This window comes from Armatimonadota bacterium (assembly GCA_029907255.1).
In the GTDB taxonomy this organism is placed as follows: Bacteria; Armatimonadota; UBA5829; order DTJY01; family DTJY01; genus JAIMAU01.
Window position 1 is genome coordinate 16,632 of sequence record JARYMF010000011.1, and the last position, 18,970, is coordinate 35,601.

The window sequence follows — 18,970 nt, forward strand, 5'->3', positions numbered from 1 at the left end:
TTATACCCTCATGGAACTACTAGAACTTGCGGACCTCGAAAGTAAAAGTTTAGAAGAGATCCAAGAAATTGCAAAAGACCTCGGGATTGAGGAAACCGATCTGCGGAAGCAGGACCTAATGTTCAAAATTTTGCAGGCGCAGACGGAACAAAGCGGACTCATTTTCGCTCAGGGCACGCTAGAAATCCTCCCGGACGGATGGGGGTTTTTACGAAGAAATCCCAACTTTACACCGGGCCCAGAGGATATCTACGTCTCCCAGACTCAGATAAAGCGATTTGCATTAAAGACCGGCGACGTGGTGTTGGGACAAGTTAGGCCGCCCAAGGAGAGCGAAAAATATTATGGACTCCTGAGAGTTGAAGCTGTTAATGGGCTTGACCCTGAGGTGGCGCGCCGCCGGGTGAATTTCGATGACCTTACTCCGCTTTATCCAAACGAGCGAATAGTTCTCGAAACAGACTCCAAGAATATCTCAGCAAGGTTTATTGATTTAATAGCGCCGATAGGGAAGGGGCAGCGCGGTCTCATTGTGTCGCCTCCGAAGGCTGGTAAAACTACGCTCCTAAAAACAATTGCAAATAGTATAACAACCAACCATCCCGAAATTCATCTAATCGTTTTACTAATTGACGAACGGCCGGAAGAGGTTACAGACATTCGACGTTCAGTAAAAGGGGACGTAGTCAGCTCGACATTCGACGAAATGCCCGAAAATCATATGCGCGTTGCTGATATGGTCCTTGAGCAGGCAAAGCGGCTTGTTGAGTCAGGCAAGGATGTGGTTGTGCTTTTGGACAGCCTAACAAGGTTTGCAAGAGCATCTAACCTAACTGTTACGCCTAGTGGCCGAACGCTATCTGGCGGTCTGGACCCGTCGGCACTTTATAGACCAAAAAGATTCTTTGGTGCCGCGCGAAACATCGAGGAAGGAGGAAGCCTCACGGTCCTTGCAACAGCCCTTGTCGAAACTGGAAGCCGCATGGATGACGTAATCTTTGAGGAATTCAAGGGCACAGGCAACATGGAATTGGTGCTAGACAGAGCACTTGCTGAACGGCGTATTTATCCTGCCATAGACGTAAAGCGTTCCGGAACACGCCATGACGAGCTTCTTTATGACGAGGAGACTCTGAAGCGTGTATGGCAGTTGCACAGATTGCTTGCGGCGTTGGATAGCGTTGAGGCAACGGAGTTGCTTATAGATCGCCTTGCGCATACAAAGAATAATGCTGAATTTTTGAAAATTGTGGATAAAACAATGAAAAGTACAGAATTAGATTAGCTACTTGCAAACAAGGGTAACAAAAGCCATAATTGTAATAACAGTATGAAATAGGACAGAGCAGGGGAGGATAGTATCGTGAGGGAAGAGGACGAGCAGCCTGAGGAGGAGTTCGAAGACCTCGATGATTTGCTGAGCGGGAAGATGTTTCAGCATGGAGACTTCGATGGCTTATTTGAAGGCGAGCCTCCACCTGAAATTGAAAACAAGCAGCCGCGAACGCTAGACGAAAAGGAAGTTAAGGTCGTTGGCGTTTACGAGCATATCGAGCAGGGAATGCCGCCTGCTGCATTTGTCTTACTTAGGGATAACAGTGGTCGGCAGGTGCTTATTTATATTGGTAGATTCGAAGCCTATGCAATCTCAGTTGCTTTAGAAGGAGCAACCCTCGATCGTCCGATGACCCACGACCTGATGAAAAATATACTTGACCGATTGGGCGGAAAAGTTGACCGAATTACTATAGATGACCTCTGGCAAGATACATATTATGCCAAAATTACTGTTTCCACGAATGGTAATTTCATAGACATAGATGCAAGGCCAAGCGATGCAATTGCTCTAGCGCTGAGGGCAAAGGCGCCAATTTACATGGCGGAATCAGTTCTCCAACAAGCCACAAGGGAAGACTAAAAGGTGGAAAATAAAAAGTTAACATAAGAATTCTTATCGGACGTTTATTTTTCCACTTTTAACCCCCAATTCAAGCGCCCTAGGAAATTTCTGTTGGAAATAAATATGACGGCTAGCTTTGTACTGGAGTGGCTTCTTTTAAGCTTTTAAGACCAGCTTCGATTTCCTTAATTTTGCTGTGGCAAGCCTCGATAATTTCTTGGGCAGTACGAAGACTAACACCAACGTCTGTTTCCTTTTTGTTGATGGAATAAATGTAGAGTCCGGCAACGACTCCACCGATTATTCCAGCGGCAACGCCCAATACAACTGGCCATGTCTTTTTGTCGTCCACCCTCGTGCCCTCCGCGCTTTGGAAATATGGCGTACTAATTAGGTAATCTCGTATCTCTTTTCGCCGTAGTCTTCATCTTCCATGGATTTAAAAATTCGCTTAACAAATGATATAAGCTCCATGGGATTGAAAGGCTTAGTTAGATAGCAATCAACACCAGACTGCCATCCCCTGAAGACGTCGGCATCTTGCGCTTTTGCTGTCAACATGATTACGGGGATATCACGAGTGCTGGGGTTGCGGCGTAGATTCTGTAGCACCTCAAACCCATCCATGTAGGGCATCATTACGTCTAGGATTACAAGGTCGGGTCTTTCTTCTTCAACTTTTTGAAGGGCTTCCTTGCCATCAGATGCAGTGACAACCTCATAACCTTGACGCTCAAGGTTAACTTGTACTAATCTGACTATGTGTTTTTCATCATCGACAGCCAAAATTTTGCGTGGCATAAAGGCAGCCTCCTCTCAGACTATCTCGAATAGTATAGCGTACATTTAATATCATTGTCAACGTTTGCCTTTTTGGAAATATTTACCCAACAGTTAATAAAGTTGAAATATGTATTATATTAGGGCCAGGCAATATATTATCAGCCCCTTTTCTATAATCGGAAGCTTGAGAGCGTAGTTTGAGTAATATTTGCATGTCAAATTGGCAATTTACCCCTATAGATTTTTTAATAGCCCTTCAGTGGTCTTTTATGAACTCCTCATAATCATCGGCACTCATTAGTGTATTAACCTCTTCTGGATTGGACATCTCGATAGTAAACATCCAACCACTGTGGTATGGGCTTTCGTTGACTTTCTCTGGAGCCTCGGAAAGTTCATCGTTAACTTCAACTATTTTTCCATTTACAGGCGCAAGAATTTCGTAAAATGCTTCTAGTGATTCGACAGTTCCAATTATTGCATCCTTTTTTGCAAGGGCGCCGATTTGCGGCAATTCAACGAACAGGATTTCGCCTAGTTCTGATTGTGCATGGTCTGTGATGCCGACGGTAGCTAGGTTGCCCTTACCTTTTATCTTAACCCATTCGTGAGTTTTCGTGTATTTTAGGTCTTTAGGTTGCACTTTACCCCTCACGTCTTCACAAGCTGATTTTTACTTAAATTGGTTTACCCAAAATTACAATAGACCTGGATAAAGATTTCCAGGTCTATCGTTACTTTCAATCTGAAAGTAAATTATTTGCGGCCCAGAGCTGCCGCCATTGCTCGAATATGCTCTGGCGTGCTGCCACAGCATGCCCCTATTATATTGACTCCAATATTTGCCGCCTCCGCCGCAAATAATGCCATTTCTTCGGGAGTGCTATCGTAGACTGTAACACCATCAACTATTCGTGGCACTCCCGCATTTGGTTGGGCGACCACGATAGAATCCGTTGCCGCTCGTATTTGTTTGATAACGTCAAGTGTCTCCTTTGGCCCGACGCCGCAATTTGCTCCTACACCGGATGCTCCCATAGCTGTTAGAACATGAGCCGCTTCTTCTGGTGATACGCCCATCATTGTTCGTCCATTTGTATCAAAGGGCATTGTGCATAAACATGGCAAGCCTGTTTGCAGCGACCCTTTAAGTGCCGCCTTGAGTTCGGTCAAATCAGCAAATGTTTCCATTAAGATTACGTCAGCTCCAGCTTCTGCCATAGCCATTGCTTGCTCAGCAAAAACCTCGATTGCTTCTTCTTCGGTTAAATCTCCTAGTGGTTCAAGAAATTTCCCCGTTGGACCAATGGAACCAGCCACAAATACTCTATCGTTCGCTGCCTCTCGTGCTGCTTGGATGCCGAATTTATTCAATTCGCAGACTCGATCCTGTAGCCCGAAGAGCGCAAGCTTTAATCGGTTTGCACCAAATGTGTTAGTTGATATCATTTCCGAGCCGGCTTGGATATATGCCACATGAATGGAACGTATGACATCAAAATGCTCGACATTCCAGAGTTCTGGGCAGCTTCCAGCTGGCAGGCCCTTATTTTGGAGCATGGTTCCCATTGCTCCATCGCCAAGTATCGGTTGCTTTCTTGCTTGCTCAATTAATTCATTTCCACGCATTCTTGTCCCCTAGATTTTGCCCTGCATTATGGCGTTTATTACGTTAATCCTAGCGACGACGCCCACAACTTGTTTCTCCCTAACAATAGGAATGTTCTTGATATGTTTTAGGAGTATCATCGCTGCGGCATCAAGGACATCGTCATCTTCTTTTAGTGTAACTACTTTCCTGGTCATAATGCTACTTGCGGGTTTATCACGAATAGTTGCTGCTCGCGTTTCCATAACGCCGACATCGACAATTGCGGGTTCAGAACCCAGCAAGTCTTCATAGGTAGGCATCATGGCCTTTATAATATCATGCTCTGAAACTATTCCAACCAGTTCATCAGCTGAGTTTACTATAGGAATACTGCTAATCCTTGCACTGCTCAGCAAGGCTACTACTTCTGCGAGCGGAGCATTTTCGCTTACTGTTATCGCTGGCGTCGTCATGATTTCTTTTATTTTCATTGTGTTCAAAACCTCCATGTGAGGGATTTTTAGAAGCACTTTCCATTTCTTGCTCAAGATTATGGATTGCAAGTTGGGCAAGTAAAAATGAAATGCAAGCCTCAGCGCCTTGATTTAAATTTAATCCCCATGGAGTTACTGCATCATAGCAACCTTTGTTCACGGGGTCATATACCCAAACTCCTGATCTGTTCTTACCAAAAAACCAATCGTAAGAAGTATACGCCAATTCTAGGTATTCCTTCTGGCGAAGTTGTTTATAGGCTTCTGCAAATAAGCACACTGTATATCCCGCGTCAATGCTTTGCTGGTCATACCAAGCCCTTTCACGTCCTTTTAGATACCAGCCGTTGTTGCCAATGATTTCAAGTCGCCCGTTTACAATCAACGTATCGGTAAGGAATCCCAAGGTCTTCATCGCGACATTTTTATGAGATTTCTTGCCGGTAATCTCCGCCGCAACTAACATCGCATGAACTAAAATCGCGTTGCCATAAGTTAAGTATGGTTCGAACCAATGCCACTCCTTATCATGGTATGTTGCATACCCGGCAACGAGTGAGTCTGCCAGCGCCGTGATTTTGTCGGCAATTCCATTTGTATCTTCGTTTTGCCGAAGAAAATTATACATGCCAAGGATTGAATATGCTCTAGCACGAGGGCTTTCGAGGTCACCGACTCGTCCCAAGCTATCGATTAGCAGTTTTTTGGCAACTATGCTTACATTTTCTGGGAGCTTGCTTGATGCTGCACAGCCACAGCCCCAAATAGCTCGTCCATAACAGTCTTCGGTTCCATGTTCGTCAAGGAAGTTGCGCTGGAAACTCATGTCGTTTCTGAAGTAACCTTCGGAAGTGTGGGCGTAGTGGATAAAGCTTAAATATCTAGTGGCAAGTGCAAGATCGCTAGGATCTCCTGTCAAGTCATAATGCTGAGCGGCGACAATCAAAGCTCTAGCATTATCGTCTGTGGTATAGCCTAGCTTTAGGTTGGGCACGCTGTGGACAGCATGTTGATATATGCCTGTGCAATCCGTAAGAGCTTTTAGGTAGTCCAAGCTTATTGGAGGATATTTACTCAATGAACCACTTCCTTTTAAGCTTCTGAATGGCTTTCAATTGTTTGGTGTGCCTTTGTGTGCTGAAGTATGGTATGGAACAGGTCAAGATAGTCAATGGCTACGTTAAACCAAGCAGCCCGTCGTCCATAACGGTATGCTTTAGATTCCATGTTCTCACGTAAAGTTGGGTTTGAAAGAATTTCGTTCACTGCTTTGGCGATTTCCTCGGAGTTTTTCATCGGCACCAATTTTCCCCTGCCATCAGCAAGTACTTCTTCTGCGTATAGATATGGCGTAGACACGATTGCCTTGCCACACCCGAGAGCATATGCAAGTGTACCGCTTACTATCTGGTCGCGGTTGATATATGGAGTAACATATACATCTGTTGCACAAAGGTAGTTTACTAACTCTTCCAGCGTAAGGTATCTATTATTGAAGCGTACATGTTTCTCAAGATTGAGGTCCGCCACAATCTGCAAAAGCTCGTTACGATAAGTTTCACCCTCATAATTGCGAACTCCTGGATGAGTTTCACCTAAAATCAGATATAGGGCATCGGGGTTTTTCTCGAGTATCATTGGCATTGCTTTGATTGCCCATTCTATTCCCTTGCCGCGGTTGATTAGCCCAAATGTAGATATTATGGGTCGGTTTGCAATCCCAAGGAGTTTTTTCACTGCCGCAGGATTTACGCGGTGAACGTTAGGTACTCCATGGGGAATGATCACGATTTTCTCGGCTGGGATTCCATAGTTATTTATAAGCATTTCTTTGCCAGTTTTTACCATTACCACTACAGCTTGTGATAAGCGTGCGATTTCCTGAACAATGCGTTTTTGATTTGGGCTAGGATTGAAAAGCACTGTATGAAGAGTCGTCACGATTGGGATTTTTACTCGTTCCATGAGCGATAGAATGTATTCGCCATCGGGACCGCCAAAAATACCGTATTCATGTTCTACATTAAGAATTTTTGCGCTCGAATTGTTAAGGAAATTGGCAGCCTGTATATAGGAGTCAAGATCTTGCTTCATAATTCGGTATTTGACTATTTTCGGATATTGCTCAATGGTTCCACCAACTGCTAACACAATTGGTTCTGAGAACGGTGTGTATTTGGATATTGCGACAACTAAATCTCGGGTAAATGTTGCTATGCCACACTCCGTTGGCGGATAGGTTGCTATATAGGCAATATCAATATTATTGAGTACCCTTCGCAGGAATTTGAACATCCGAAGGTCATCAGGTCTCCATTTGCCTTCGCGAAGCGTCTCACTCTGCCAACCGACAAGCGAGGTATCTTGCGAAGAGTCTTTTTCCATTCTTGTATTCATGTATTTCTCCCATCACCCTTTTCTCAAATTTTGTAAATACAAAGAATACACTGCCAGCAGTCTCGTTAGCTGGTAAGCTGGCGTATGGCATCTGCCTCATTATCATAAAGGTCAAGAACCTTTGTTAAACCAGTAATACTTAGCACTTTTTTGACCTGGGCATTTGCGCCGATAAGCGCCATACCTCCGTTTCTTTCGCCCGTTCGCCTGAGACCACCTATTAGGGTGCCTAGCCCTGCACTATCTATATATTGCACACCTTTCATGCTAATTAATATTCGAAATTCGCCGTTTTCAATCAGGTCAATAATTGCATTTCGAAGTTTAATGCAAGTATATGAGTCTACATCGCCTTTAAGGTCAATTACAGGAACATCGCCAGCTCTTCTGATTTTGATATCGAGATCCGTCTCCATAGTCATCCCTCCTTATTTGAATGAACCTCGCTTCGCTAAAATTTAGTTTGAGGTCGAAAGTGCATGGTTTCCCAGCAAGAGCTGGGTCTGGTTCCAACCTGATGTTTTTGTTTTCATCGCGGGCGATGAAGACAATTAAGCCATTGCCTATTCTGAGGGCAATTATGTAGGTGTTACAACGGATTAATTTTTAATATTGACAAAAACTTACTTCAAAAATAAACAAGCTACTCATCCTATTGTAGCGGCATGTTTCTTTTGCCACCCAAGTTAGCCACTCGGCAAATATAGTTGCATTATTAGTAAATCTTCAGCTGTTGGTATTATACCCAATATTCCCTCGGATGCTAACCATATATGTGTTGAAGATGGCAAGGGATTAAGAACCTTGCCTTAACTTCACTAATGCGAAAGGTTTTTTGCCTACTGTGCCAAATAAGGGGGTAAGCAGATTTTGTGCCTAGATTTTGTTGAGATTGTTCGTAGTTTGCTTTAGAATGCCAATTGATTAATCCTATGTAAATTTACCTTTTAGTCTTTTTAATGTCAAGCTTTTCAATCCTTGGAGGTTAAGATGAAACTTGCTCTGATAGCAGGCACAGGGACGGGAGACCTATTTCAATTAGGAACATGGGAGGAAATCCAAACTCCCTATGGCTCTGCATGCATAACCCATGCAAACATTGTTGGTCGCGAAATCATAGTACTCAGAAGACATGGGCTTGGTATGGATAGGCCGCCGCACTTAGTAAACTACCATGCGAATTTATGGGCTTTAAAGGAGGTTGGTGTATCAAAAATTATTGCAACAGCCGCTGTTGGATCTCTTCGATTAGATATTGGACCCGGAAGCCTTGCATTGCTAGAAGATTTTATAGACTTTATGAAAGGGTCTCCGATTACACGTTATGACAAGCCCGGATTGATTGCGCATGTTGATTTCTCAATGCCATATTGTTCTGAACTTATGTCTTTTCTTCGGCAAGCCGCTCTTTGCCTTGGGTTGGGGAATTTACCAGGAGTTACTTATGTTGGGATGAGTGGGCCCAGATATGAGACTCCAGCAGAGGTTCGAATGCTTGGCAAACTTGGTGGCGACGTTGTAGGCATGACGGCAGTTCCTGAAACAATTCTTGCGAGGGAATTTGGCATGTGTTACTCGTGCCTTGCAATCGTTACGAATTATGGCGCAGGGTTGTCGGATGTGATTCTTTCACACGAAGATGTTGTCAAAATGGTAAAAGCCCGCTCCGCGGAGATACGAAGCCTTTTGGAGCGGGCAATTATGATGATACCTGATGATTCTAAATGCAGCTGCCCTACCCTAGCAAAGCCATTTGAATAATCATCATTCTCTTGAAAAATGGTCCGAAATTAATTATTAAAGAGCAAGAAAATCTATGGGCGCCTAATCATTTGCTTAAGCTCGGTTAGGTTGCCAGCATTGAGTATGGCTTCCTCTTCGGTAATCAACCCAGCTTTATAGTATTTTACCAGGCATTGATTCATCGTCTGCATACCCCAGAATCCTCCCTCGCTGATTGCAGCGTAGAGTTGCCCGGAGCGTCCCTCTTCGATAAGCTTGTTTATTGTTGGAGTTGATATCATGATTTCTACTGCAGCAATTCGTCCCGAACCATCCGCTTTAGGCAATAGCTTTTGTGAAATTATGCCTCGAAGCGAGTTGGCCATGCGCATACAAATCTGCGGTTTGTCATGTGGGGGGAACATATTTATAATTCGGTCGAGTGTTTCTGCTGCGCTGGTTGTGTGCACCGTCGAGAAAACTAAATGTCCAGTTTCGGATGCCGCCAATGCAACGTTCATGGTCTCAACGTCGCGCATTTCTCCTATAAGGATGACATCCGGGCTCTGGCGCACAACGTATTTCAACGCATCCGTAAACGAATCCGTGTCTATCCCTACTTCACGCTGACTTATAATGGCTTTCTTGTCTTCATGAACAAACTCAATTGGGTCTTCAATGGTAATGATATTACATGTGCGTGTGTTGTTTATCAAATCTATCATTGCTGCCAGCGTGGTAGATTTGCCTGAACCCGTTGGGCCAGTGACAAGCACAAGTCCCTGGCGGTGCATAGTAAGGTCTTTTATAACCGATGGCATTCCCAATTCGTCAAGGGTGTAGATTTGCAGGGGGATGATTCGGAGCACCATTGCGATGCTTCCTCGCTGCTGATATATGTTTGCTCTAAATCGGGCAACGTTTTCCATTGTGAAGGCTAAATCTAGTTCGTGTCTATGTTCAAATCGCCCGATTTGGTCGTGGGTCATAATACTATAAGCAAGTTGCCGAACGTCATCTGCTGTCAAACTTGGATAATCTGTTGGCGTTACTTGCCCATTTACGCGAAGTGTAGGTGGGGCATTTTCTTTCAAGAATAGGTCTGATGCTTTCTTATCTGCTGCCAGTTTTAAAAGTTCAACTAGATCCATATGTTTTGGCTCATCTCCTTTATCTGCCGGAACGACCCGAATAAACTAGTCGTCCGACAAGCTTATATGTTAATGCTCCAGCTACTAGTGCAAGAATAATAATCAGTATGACTGCAAAAGTACGAGACTTGTGCTCAACAGGTCTTTCTGTTTTGGGTGCGGATGGTGTTTCAGGCTGTAGAAATGGCAGCCCAAGCGTTTCAAAGTTTGAATCCTTTATTGTAATTAAGTATCTATAAGTATTAGTGCCACGTTGAAGCACGATTTTGACGTATTTATTTTCGAACTGCCTCAACCCTTGAAATATGAAGTTTGGTGGTGTTGCGTACACAAGCTCGATATGGTTTAAATCCTTGAAAGCCTTCACAAACGGCTCAACGGGAAGTCCCCCCAACTCAAGTTTGACTGCTTGTGGTGTGACAAACTCAACCGACGTCATTGGGTTGCTTCCACTTTTTAAGAGGCTGTTGTTGGTTATACGGAGGTCAAGTGCCTGCCAGCCGGTTTCTGCTGTCACACGATTCAAATGTGTCATTGCTTGGGTTTTTGACACGACCTTTGGATAGGTAAAAGACACAAAATCCATGTTTGTGCCTGTAAGTTGAATAAACACAAGCACGTCAGGTTCGGAAAGTTTGGGAGTGGTCTTTGCTTCTGCTGGAAGAGTTAAGAGAATGGCAAGGACTAAAGGAAGAAGTTTAACAATCATTTTCCAGTGGATTTTAAAAGGGCAAGCCCGTCCATAGAAAGTTGGAGAGCTTTGTAAGGTGTAAGACATGCTTCCTTTCTTTGATGTTGTTATCAATGCTTCCTGCCTACTGTAGTTAAGGTCTGTATAAAATTAAATGGTGGAGCTGATGGGAGTCGAACCCACGACCTCTTCCATGCCAAGGAAGCGCTCTCCCACTGAGCTACAGCCCCACGTTAAGTTCAAAATTATTATACTACGACCAGTAAGTAATTGCAACTGATTTTTCGCCCCGCGTTTGTTTAAGGTAGCTACTTTGAGTGTTCTTTTGTGTCAATTTTAGATAACAAGCTAGAAACAACCTTGTAAACTTCTTCCACCGTGATTGTTTTCATGCATGTGTTATCTCGGCATGGCGAAAAACGATGGTTGTAGACATTTACGCAAGGGCTACACGCAAGGTCTGATGTTATAACGTAAGCTCGGTTGCCCAGCGGCCCATATAGCCTAGGGGTTTCTGGCCCGAATAAGCAAACTGAGTTGATATTAGTTAGAGATGCGAAGTGAACTGGCCCGCTGTCGTTGGTGACAAGTATATCGGATATGGTGTAAAGCACCAGCAGTTCGCGAAGGGTTGTCTTGCCCGCCATATTGACTATCCGCTCCGAGCCAATTTCGCGAGAAACTTCAAGCGCAGTATCTTTTTCGGATGGTGAGCCGGTAATCACTATGGTAACTCTCGGATGGTCTGTAAGTATTCGCTTCCCGAGATCAGCAAAACATTCTTTCGGCCAGCGTCTTATTGGTATCAAATCGCTAGCATTTGGATTGAGCAAGACGATTGGTCGTTCTACGTTTCGTCCAGCTATCTGACTTAAGGTTTCCTGCATTCTTATTTTTTCTTTTTCGCTAGGATTGAATGAAGGAGGCGACAGGTCGATGTCTGCAAGCTTGCATTTTACCATTGGTGTTTCAGATGGATCTCGCAGAAGGGATTCTACCAGTGTATAATACGTTACAGCTGTGTGCAGGTAAGGGTTGTATTGTATTCGATGTGTCATTAAGTTGCCACGATAGGGTATTTCGCTAGTAAAGCGGTGCATCCCGACGCGGCGACATGCGCCGGTTAGGTAGCTGAGAATCGCGGGTGCGCGCGTGAAAAACTCCATGTCAATGGTGGCGTCGATTTTTTCTCGCCTAATTTGGCGAAGGGTTCGCATGATGTCAAATAAAAAAGTAAAGATGCTGCTTGTTCGCACAGTGTAGATATTCTCAGAGGGAATGATATCAAGGAAATCCAGTACTGGTCGGTTTTCCTCAAACACCCAAAAATAAACATTCTCTCGTCCCACAAGCTCAATCGCCCTCTTGATAGCAGGATATGCAAGGACAGTAGCCCCTTGCTCAATAAACTTGATAAATAAGATTTTCCTCAACGGGCGCGATTTCTTTGTTAATGGACTTGTGGCTGTGCGGAAAAGGGTTAGCAATCCGCATAAAGGCTGCCCAACCCATTTGTCTATTATGCGGATGGTTTGAGGCTTCATGCCAGAAGTATATCTAATATTCGATTAGCCCGTCAAATTTTTGCGACCTGTAGCAGATGCAAAAAGCCTGCGAGATTTAGAACCTCCCAGGCCTTTTCTTAGCACCCATTTAATAGGATGTTAGTTAACTTGAGCGTTTTCTTTTTATTACCGTGAGGCCAAAGAGAGAAGCCGCTCCAATACTCAAAACTAGTACCGAGCTGGGCTCGGGTACTGCGGTGAATTCAAATGCCATGTCTCTGCCACCGCAGGGGATGAACCAGTCTTCAGCTGTGCCACTTATTTCTGTTTGAACGGCGTAATTACCATAGTGGCCACAAGCCTCATGCCAACCCCACTGCTTGTCAGCGGGGAGTTCAGCCCAAATTGCCAGCCAGTAGGTCGTGTCCTTTGATTGGTTGAAAGTTGGGGGCGATGGAGATTGTGTAAGTGGATTGTATCCATCCTTAAGAAATACACTGTACTTATATACGTTTTCGTAAACTCCATTACCCTTGTCTATACTGAAGGCGAAAGTTTCGTTCCACCCACCTGTGTATTCACCAATCCATAAAGGATAGTTTAAATTGCCAGGATGCGCAAAGCCAAGCGTATTGTTCGGGTCATTTGCTGGAACATTGGAGAAAATTGCAATTGTGAACTTGGTGATGCCTCCGGGAGGTGCGCTTGGTCGCCAGTCAGAATATGAAATAGGCCCTGTAGTGGGAGGAACCCAATACGACCCCCACCAGTGAATGTCTGTTATTGGAAGGCCATCGCTACATGTCCAATCATCAGCCATTAAAAATCCCACACCATTTAGTATATGAGATGCGTAATCGAAACTAATGTCATGATTAGGATGCTGGACATATTTGACTGGGTCAGCATTTGCTGAATAACAAATTAGAACTAGAAAAGCCAAACAAACTGCGAACCAAAATCTACGCTCCATTAGTATTACCTCCTTTGCCAATGGTAATCGCCTAACTATGGAATCGGTTGGTGCAAGATTGGACACTGCTTACCGAGAATTTTTCTGTTTTGGTAACGGCACTTTAGGTGCTGAATGAATGCTATTCTTCTGGTAGAATTACCTGCAAGAATCATGCCAAAAATGTATATGTGCGCTTTTTGATAGCTTTATAAAGGTAATTTCATTAGCAGTAACCTAGCTTGACAATTGGGGGCAAGCAAGGTACTATTTTTTCGGATTTCAGAAAGGTTATGCTTGTCAGCAACATCCTTCTGTTATGCTTGCAGACTGATGAGAATAAATTGCGGCTATGAATTTACTAAGGAATCTAAAGCCAAACAGAACGCGACGTGATACTAAGGAAGGTTGGATATGGACACGCTAGGTGTAGGAATAATCGGATTTGGTTTTATTGGCAAAGCGCATGCATATGGTTATTTAAACATGCCTTTGTTTTATGACCCCGTGCCTGTACGCACCAAGCTTGTTGGTGTCGCTACTTCGCGGCCCGAAACGGCGCAAAAAGCTAAGGAGATAGGCGGTTTTGAATTTGGCACATCGGACTGGCGTGAGCTTATTAAGCGAGAGGATATTCATATTATAAACATTTGCACGCCAAACAGCCAGCATACTGAGCAGCTTCTTGAGGCAATGGCTGCGGGAAAGCATATATATTGTGACAAGCCACTTGTAGTTGGCAAGGATGCCATAGAAAAGATTGAGAAAGCGCTTTGTGAATACAAAGGCATTGGGCAAATGACGTTTAATTACCGCTTTCTTCCTGCTACAATTCGGGCGAAACGTCTCATTGAGGAAGGTTTTCTAGGTAACGTTATCGGCTTCAGAGCTGCATACCTCCACTCAGGCCAGGTTGATCCAAACATACCAATGCGTTGGAAGCAGTTGAAATCCGAAGGTGCTGGGGTGCTCCAAGACCTAGGGTCCCATGTGGTTGATTTAATGGATTGGTATATTGGTCCATTTGAAAAAGTTCTTGCCGAATTGCGCATTTTATACCCTACTCGTCCCAACCAAAACGGCCAGATTGTACAAGTTGAGGCGGATGATCAAGTAGTAATGCTTGTTCGACTGCCGAACGGTACTATTGGTACGTTGGAGGCATCTAAAATTGCTACAGGGACAGAAGACGAGTTCCGGTTCGAAATACACGGTGATAAAGGTGCGATTCGGTTTAACCTAATGGATTTGAATTGGCTGGAAGCATATGACCTTCGCGATGTTGATGCTCCACTAGGTGGTTCGCGAGGTTGGAAGAAAATATCTTGCGTTCAAAAGTATGATAAGCCTGCGGTATTCCCATCGGGCAAAGCGAGCATCGGTTGGTTGAGGGGTCACATGCACTGCTTATACAATTTCCTCTTGGCAGTTGCGGAAGGAAAACCAGCCGAACCGTCGCTTAAAAGAGGGCTTTATGTCCAGAAATTGCTGGCTGCTGTCGAGGAATCAGCATTAACGCACAGTTGGGTAGACTTTCCTAAGCCTTTTTAAAGCAAGCCATTTTCATTGAGAAACCAGACTCGATTTGGAATGTTTGCATAACAGCAATCCGTGAGAACCTTGTGAACCTCACGGACTGCTATACATGGGGCCGGCGTAGTTGCAATACTTGCTGAAAAATGAACCTTATTCCAGTAGTGCAGTCCGCCAGCCCATTAATTCTCCAAAGCGTATTAGGTTGTCGATGTCCGCGTCATAAACTAGCGCAGAATGATGGGTTCCTCCAAGGTAGCTGAAATCCGTCAGAAAATCAGCAAGCGGCATTTTCGGACGCATCCAGCCTCTTACTAAATCAGTCATTCTATCTTCGCCTTCAATTTCCAACATGGCAACTGGAGCAAGAATCAACGTAAAGTTCTCATCAGCACCCGGCGCTAAGTTAACCAATACTGCTTCCCCTTTTCTGAATCGTCCGACTGCCATTACTGGGCTTTCTGCATCCACCCATGGCATCTCTTTTTTAACCAAAGTAGGCTTACTATCCGCAAGTTGAAAGTTCATTTCACCCATATGGCTTATAAAGACACAGTTGTTTTCCCAGTCAGGGCAAAACATCTCGGCAAAAGTCGTCGCAGGGTATTGTGATGCGAGAGCTCCAACAAGAGCGGCAGTGAGAATATCGCCCTCCCCTGCATATCCCATACCTCTTGCCATGGCTTTGCTAGCTTCAAGAAAAGGTGCAGTTGGGAACCCAGTAGACTGGTTAATCTCTCTATAATTAAAAGTAAACGCGCTGAGTTGCTCTTTTTCCATCCAGCGGCGTACTGCCAAGCATGCCCGAATTGTTGTTCTGTGTGCCTGATGGTCCACCGTTTTGAGTAAGAAAGTTGAGTAATCAGCTTTTATTTCATCTTCTACTTCGGGGTCATTTTCTGACGGAAGGAGCGTTGCAAGGGCAGTGAAAGTGGTTTCGACGGTTTTGATGCCAATGCTGCTTCTGAGCAAGTCAGGTGATACCAAAAGATCTGCCATTCCCTCGAAAGGTTTTCCTATAAGCCCTACATTTGCGGTTCGGATTGCGGTTGCGAGTAAAGCCGCCCGTGCCCATAATGCCACGCGGTCGAGGACGTCGGACTTTTCCCAATGGCCAGCTTCGATATAAAAGCTTTTTCCACGTCGGATTAAAAGATTGCATAAATCTTGAACGCCGTGAATTCCGTGGTTGTACATGAGTTCTTCAGGATTTTGGCTGGGACCAAAGGAGTAAGCAGGTGTCGTATCTAGGATAATAATTGGCAATTTTGTTCTGACTAGCGCATCTGCCGCCTCGAGAGATGGGGAGTAGGCTAGGTGTAAGGTAACGAGAGCATCCACTCCAGCTTGTAAAAAATTGTCCATTGCATGGTCGAACTCTGTTCTAACGCGACAAACGGCACTTTTAATTACTACAAGACCTCGTTCTTCCAGCGAATTAGCTATTGTTTGATAAAAAGCGTCAATCTTCGGTCTCACGTGCGGGAGAACCTTGTCATAAAGCTCAAAGTAAAAGGGTAGAAGACCAATTTTAGGTTTAGAAGTGCTCACTTTTAGCATCCCTCACTTTACAAGCAAACTGTTGGAATATATTAACTTTTCAATTGTTTTCTATTATCTCTACATTTGCGAACTTAATGGTGTTGTGGGCTACAGCGTCTGTGCCAATCTAGCCAAATCTTTTCGAGTTCTCTAACCTTGTCTGGATATTTTTCGGCGAGGTTGTGTGTTTCTGAACGGTCTTCAAGCATATCATAAAGTTCCCAAGCTTCGTTTCCAGGCTCAATTGGGATGTTGACATGTACCCGAGGTGGACCTTGTGTGACTAGCTTCCATTGGCCGAATCTCACTGCCCGACAACCTTTAAATTCCCAACAGATGGGGGGACGCTCCCATCCCTTTGGGGATGCGGTCTTGGTGAACATTGAGGTAAGGCTAATGCCTTCCATTGGCAAGACGCGCTGACCGTTCCACTCATTTGGATACTTAGCGCCGGCAATTTCAACAAGTGTTGGCATAAGGTCCATTACATGTCCAAGTTCGTGGCAAACTGTGCCGCCTTCAATTAAGCGCGGCCATGAGATTATCAAAGGCGTTGAGATGCCACCTTCATGGTGGAATACCTTGAATCGCCTAAAAGGCGTATTGCTTGCGTTTGCCCATGGCGCATCTACGGTGGAGTATGAGTTTACAGGACCAGGCGGAATGTCTGGCGTGCGATTGATATGTTCAGCACAGCCGCCGTTATCTGAGAGGAATATTATCATTGTATCCTCCAGTTTTCCGAGCGCTTTGATTTTGTCAACGATTCGTCCGATGCCGCGGTCCATGCATTCTATCATCCCAGCATATACTGCCATTTTAAGGTCCCAGGCGTCTTTATTGCTAATGTCATCCCATGAAGGCGCAAGCGGGTCACGTGGTGACAATCGGCATTTGTTATCGAGAATGCCCATTTCAATCAGGCGTTCATATCGCTGGCTACGAATTACATCCCAACCGAGCATGTATTTGCCGCGATACTTCTCGATATCTTCAGGTTTTGCTTGTATTGGAAAGTGGGGGGCGGTATATGCAACATAAAGGAAAAAGGGTTTATCTTCATGCCCATTTCGGTCGAGAAATGCCAAAGCATTCTCAGTGAAAGCATCGGTTGCGTAAAAATCAGGATCATCAGGCGTAAATGGATGGATTATCTTTTCATCAATCCCCCAAGGGCGCATGTCGCCTGGAGATTTATGCGCTGGCTCGGGCTCATGCGGGCGTTTTAAGCCAGGGTTGAAGTAGTTGCTACTTCCACTGAGGAGACCAAAATACCTATCGAAACCACGCGATGTTGGTAGCTCGCAAGGTGAGTTGCCGTTGTGCCACTTGCCGGACATAAGAGTCCGATACCCAGCGCTTCTCAATATTTCTGCAATAGTCACGTTTCCAGATACTTTAAGTTTTGCCTTGTCGGCAGAACCTACCTGTTGAGGGTAAAGGCCAGTGAGAATAGATGCGCGAGTTGGCATACATACAGCGTTATTATAAAACTGAGTGAACTTGATACCATTCTCGGCTAGCCGATTTATGTTAGGGGTGGAAATTTCACCGCCATAGCAGCCAACATCGGAAAACCCCATATCATCTGCTAAGATTAAAACAATATTAGGCTTTCTGCTTGGTAGGTTTTTCGATTTTTCAACCATATGCACCACCAATTTTCTTTTCGTTAGGTTGTCATTAATACCTTCAAAGCTGAAGGTTATTTTGCTTATTATGGTGTAAAAGGTCATTAGAACGTATTACTTTTGGAGGCAGATATGATATTAAGAAGGATTGTCATATTCTTGGTTATTTGTATTTCAGTTGTCGGTATCGCTAGTTGCGGCAAAAAGCAGGCTGAAAAGCCGAGAATTGCGTTGATAATGAAATCACTTGCCAATGAATTTTTTAAGACTATGGCAGAGGGTGCGGAAAAGCATCATAAAGAGCATGCATCCGAATATGAACTAATTGTAAACGGAATCAAGGATGAATTAGATGTAAATAAGCAAGTTGAGCTTGTCGAGCAAATGATTGCCCAGGGTGTTGACGCGATTGTAATTGCGCCTGCTGATTCAAAAGCCTTGGTTTCGGTATGCAAAAGAGCCGCTGATGCAGGCATTGTTGTCGTGAATATAGATAACCGATTTGATAGCTCTGCTCTCAAAGAAGCAGGGCTCAAGGCACCCTTTGTTGGTCCGGACAACCGCAAAGGTGCGCGAGCGGTTGGTGAAGTGGTAGCTAAGTTATTGAAGCCTGGCGATAAGGTTGCGATATTAGAGGGAGCGCCGAACGCATATAATGGCGAACAGCGAAAATTGGGGTTCCAAGATGCTATGAAAGCCGCTGGAATCCGGGTTGTTACCTCCCAAACGGCGTATTGGGAAACCGATAAAGCGAACGCACTCGCACGCAGTATTATTACTGCACATCCGGATATCAAGGCGCTCCTTTGCGGGAATGACAGTATGGCTATTGGAGCGGTAAAAGCCGTCGAAGAGGCGGGAAAGTCTGGAAAGATTTTAGTGGTTGGCTATGATAATATCAGCGCGGCACAAGAGCTCCTTAAGGAAGGTAAGTTGCTTGCCACGGCTGACCAGCATGCTGATCAACTTGCCGTTTATGGCATTGAATATGCTCTAGAAATGCTTCGATGCAAGACTGCACCAAAGGATAAAGAAACTCCGGTAGATTTAATAACTAAAGTAGAAAATTAGCACTGCG

The 18,970-nt window shown here is 44.6% G+C and carries 19 protein-coding genes and 1 tRNA gene; 5 read left to right on the forward strand and 15 right to left on the reverse strand.

Annotation, left to right across the window (positions count from 1 at the left end; all coding sequences use genetic code 11):
- Positions 1-10 precede the first annotated feature (10 nt).
- A complete protein-coding gene (gene rho, locus QHH26_10645) occupies positions 11-1,285 on the forward strand; it encodes a transcription termination factor Rho (GenBank protein MDH7482412.1) in 1,275 nt (424 codons plus the stop codon).
- Positions 1,286-1,363: 78 nt separating this feature from the next.
- Complete coding sequence (locus QHH26_10650) at positions 1,364-1,918, forward strand: bifunctional nuclease family protein (protein MDH7482413.1); 555 nt, start codon at positions 1,364-1,366, stop codon at positions 1,916-1,918.
- 112 nt (positions 1,919-2,030) lie between these two features.
- Here the strand turns inward: QHH26_10650 and QHH26_10655 are convergent, their stop codons facing one another.
- The 8 genes from QHH26_10655 to QHH26_10690 form a co-directional block, all read right to left on the reverse strand.
- Positions 2,031-2,252 carry a hypothetical protein gene (locus tag QHH26_10655; GenBank protein MDH7482414.1) on the reverse strand — a complete coding sequence of 74 codons (222 nt, stop codon included), beginning with the start codon at positions 2,250-2,252 and terminating at the stop codon, positions 2,031-2,033.
- A 38-nt stretch (positions 2,253-2,290) separates the two neighbouring features.
- Positions 2,291-2,701, reverse strand: coding sequence for a response regulator (locus QHH26_10660; GenBank protein MDH7482415.1), 411 nt, complete (start codon positions 2,699-2,701; stop codon positions 2,291-2,293).
- Between the two features lie 238 nt (positions 2,702-2,939).
- The gene (gene gcvH, locus QHH26_10665) at positions 2,940-3,326 is read right to left on the reverse strand and encodes a glycine cleavage system protein GcvH (protein ID MDH7482416.1); all 387 of its coding nucleotides are present in this window, start codon (positions 3,324-3,326) and stop codon (positions 2,940-2,942) included.
- Between the two features lie 113 nt (positions 3,327-3,439).
- Positions 3,440-4,312: a homocysteine S-methyltransferase family protein gene (locus QHH26_10670; GenBank protein MDH7482417.1), complete on the reverse strand. Its 873-nt coding sequence runs from the start codon at positions 4,310-4,312 to the stop codon at positions 3,440-3,442.
- A 9-nt stretch (positions 4,313-4,321) separates the two neighbouring features.
- A complete protein-coding gene (locus QHH26_10675; protein MDH7482418.1) occupies positions 4,322-4,765 on the reverse strand; it encodes a CBS domain-containing protein in 444 nt (147 codons plus the stop codon).
- Positions 4,668-5,846: a glycosyltransferase gene (locus tag QHH26_10680; GenBank protein ID MDH7482419.1), complete on the reverse strand. Its 1,179-nt coding sequence runs from the start codon at positions 5,844-5,846 to the stop codon at positions 4,668-4,670. Before QHH26_10680 ends, QHH26_10675 begins: the two co-directional genes overlap by 98 nt.
- 14 nt (positions 5,847-5,860) lie before the next feature.
- On the reverse strand, positions 5,861-7,165 hold the full coding sequence (locus QHH26_10685) for a glycosyltransferase family 4 protein (GenBank protein ID MDH7482420.1): 1,305 nt from the start codon (positions 7,163-7,165) through the stop codon (positions 5,861-5,863).
- A gap of 65 nt (positions 7,166-7,230) precedes the next feature.
- On the reverse strand, positions 7,231-7,581 hold the full coding sequence (locus QHH26_10690; GenBank protein MDH7482421.1) for an STAS domain-containing protein: 351 nt from the start codon (positions 7,579-7,581) through the stop codon (positions 7,231-7,233).
- 574 nt (positions 7,582-8,155) lie between these two features.
- On the opposite strand from QHH26_10690, the gene QHH26_10695 reads away from it, so the two are divergent.
- Positions 8,156-8,926: an MTAP family purine nucleoside phosphorylase gene (locus QHH26_10695; GenBank protein MDH7482422.1), complete on the forward strand. Its 771-nt coding sequence runs from the start codon at positions 8,156-8,158 to the stop codon at positions 8,924-8,926.
- A gap of 53 nt (positions 8,927-8,979) precedes the next feature.
- Here QHH26_10695 and QHH26_10700 read toward each other — a convergent pair whose 3' ends face one another.
- The 5 genes from QHH26_10700 to QHH26_10720 form a co-directional block, all read right to left on the reverse strand.
- Positions 8,980-10,038, reverse strand: a complete 1,059-nt coding sequence (locus tag QHH26_10700) for a type IV pilus twitching motility protein PilT (GenBank protein MDH7482423.1) — start codon at positions 10,036-10,038, stop codon at positions 8,980-8,982.
- Between the two features lie 19 nt (positions 10,039-10,057).
- Complete coding sequence (locus tag QHH26_10705) at positions 10,058-10,747, reverse strand: hypothetical protein (protein MDH7482424.1); 690 nt, start codon at positions 10,745-10,747, stop codon at positions 10,058-10,060.
- A 137-nt stretch (positions 10,748-10,884) separates the two neighbouring features.
- Positions 10,885-10,959: transfer RNA gene (locus QHH26_10710), tRNA-Ala, on the reverse strand.
- A 78-nt stretch (positions 10,960-11,037) separates the two neighbouring features.
- The gene (locus QHH26_10715; GenBank protein ID MDH7482425.1) at positions 11,038-12,273 is read right to left on the reverse strand and encodes a glycosyltransferase family 9 protein; all 1,236 of its coding nucleotides are present in this window, start codon (positions 12,271-12,273) and stop codon (positions 11,038-11,040) included.
- 124 nt (positions 12,274-12,397) lie between these two features.
- Entirely contained in the window at positions 12,398-13,207 is an 810-nt protein-coding gene (locus QHH26_10720) for a PEP-CTERM sorting domain-containing protein (protein MDH7482426.1), read from the reverse strand.
- 393 nt (positions 13,208-13,600) lie between these two features.
- Between QHH26_10720 and QHH26_10725 the strand changes: the two genes are divergently transcribed.
- The gene (locus QHH26_10725; protein ID MDH7482427.1) at positions 13,601-14,737 is read left to right on the forward strand and encodes a Gfo/Idh/MocA family oxidoreductase; all 1,137 of its coding nucleotides are present in this window, start codon (positions 13,601-13,603) and stop codon (positions 14,735-14,737) included.
- Positions 14,738-14,872: 135 nt separating this feature from the next.
- On the opposite strand, the gene QHH26_10730 is transcribed toward QHH26_10725, so the two are convergent.
- Both QHH26_10730 and QHH26_10735 read right to left on the reverse strand, forming a co-directional pair.
- On the reverse strand, positions 14,873-16,270 hold the full coding sequence (locus tag QHH26_10730; GenBank protein ID MDH7482428.1) for a hypothetical protein: 1,398 nt from the start codon (positions 16,268-16,270) through the stop codon (positions 14,873-14,875).
- Positions 16,271-16,353: 83 nt separating this feature from the next.
- Positions 16,354-17,910 (reverse strand): arylsulfatase, encoded by a 1,557-nt coding sequence (locus tag QHH26_10735; protein ID MDH7482429.1) that lies wholly within the window; start codon positions 17,908-17,910, stop codon positions 16,354-16,356.
- A 114-nt stretch (positions 17,911-18,024) separates the two neighbouring features.
- On the opposite strand from QHH26_10735, the gene QHH26_10740 reads away from it, so the two are divergent.
- Positions 18,025-18,963 (forward strand): sugar ABC transporter substrate-binding protein, encoded by a 939-nt coding sequence (locus tag QHH26_10740; protein ID MDH7482430.1) that lies wholly within the window; start codon positions 18,025-18,027, stop codon positions 18,961-18,963.
- The last annotated feature ends 7 nt before the right edge of the window (positions 18,964-18,970 follow it).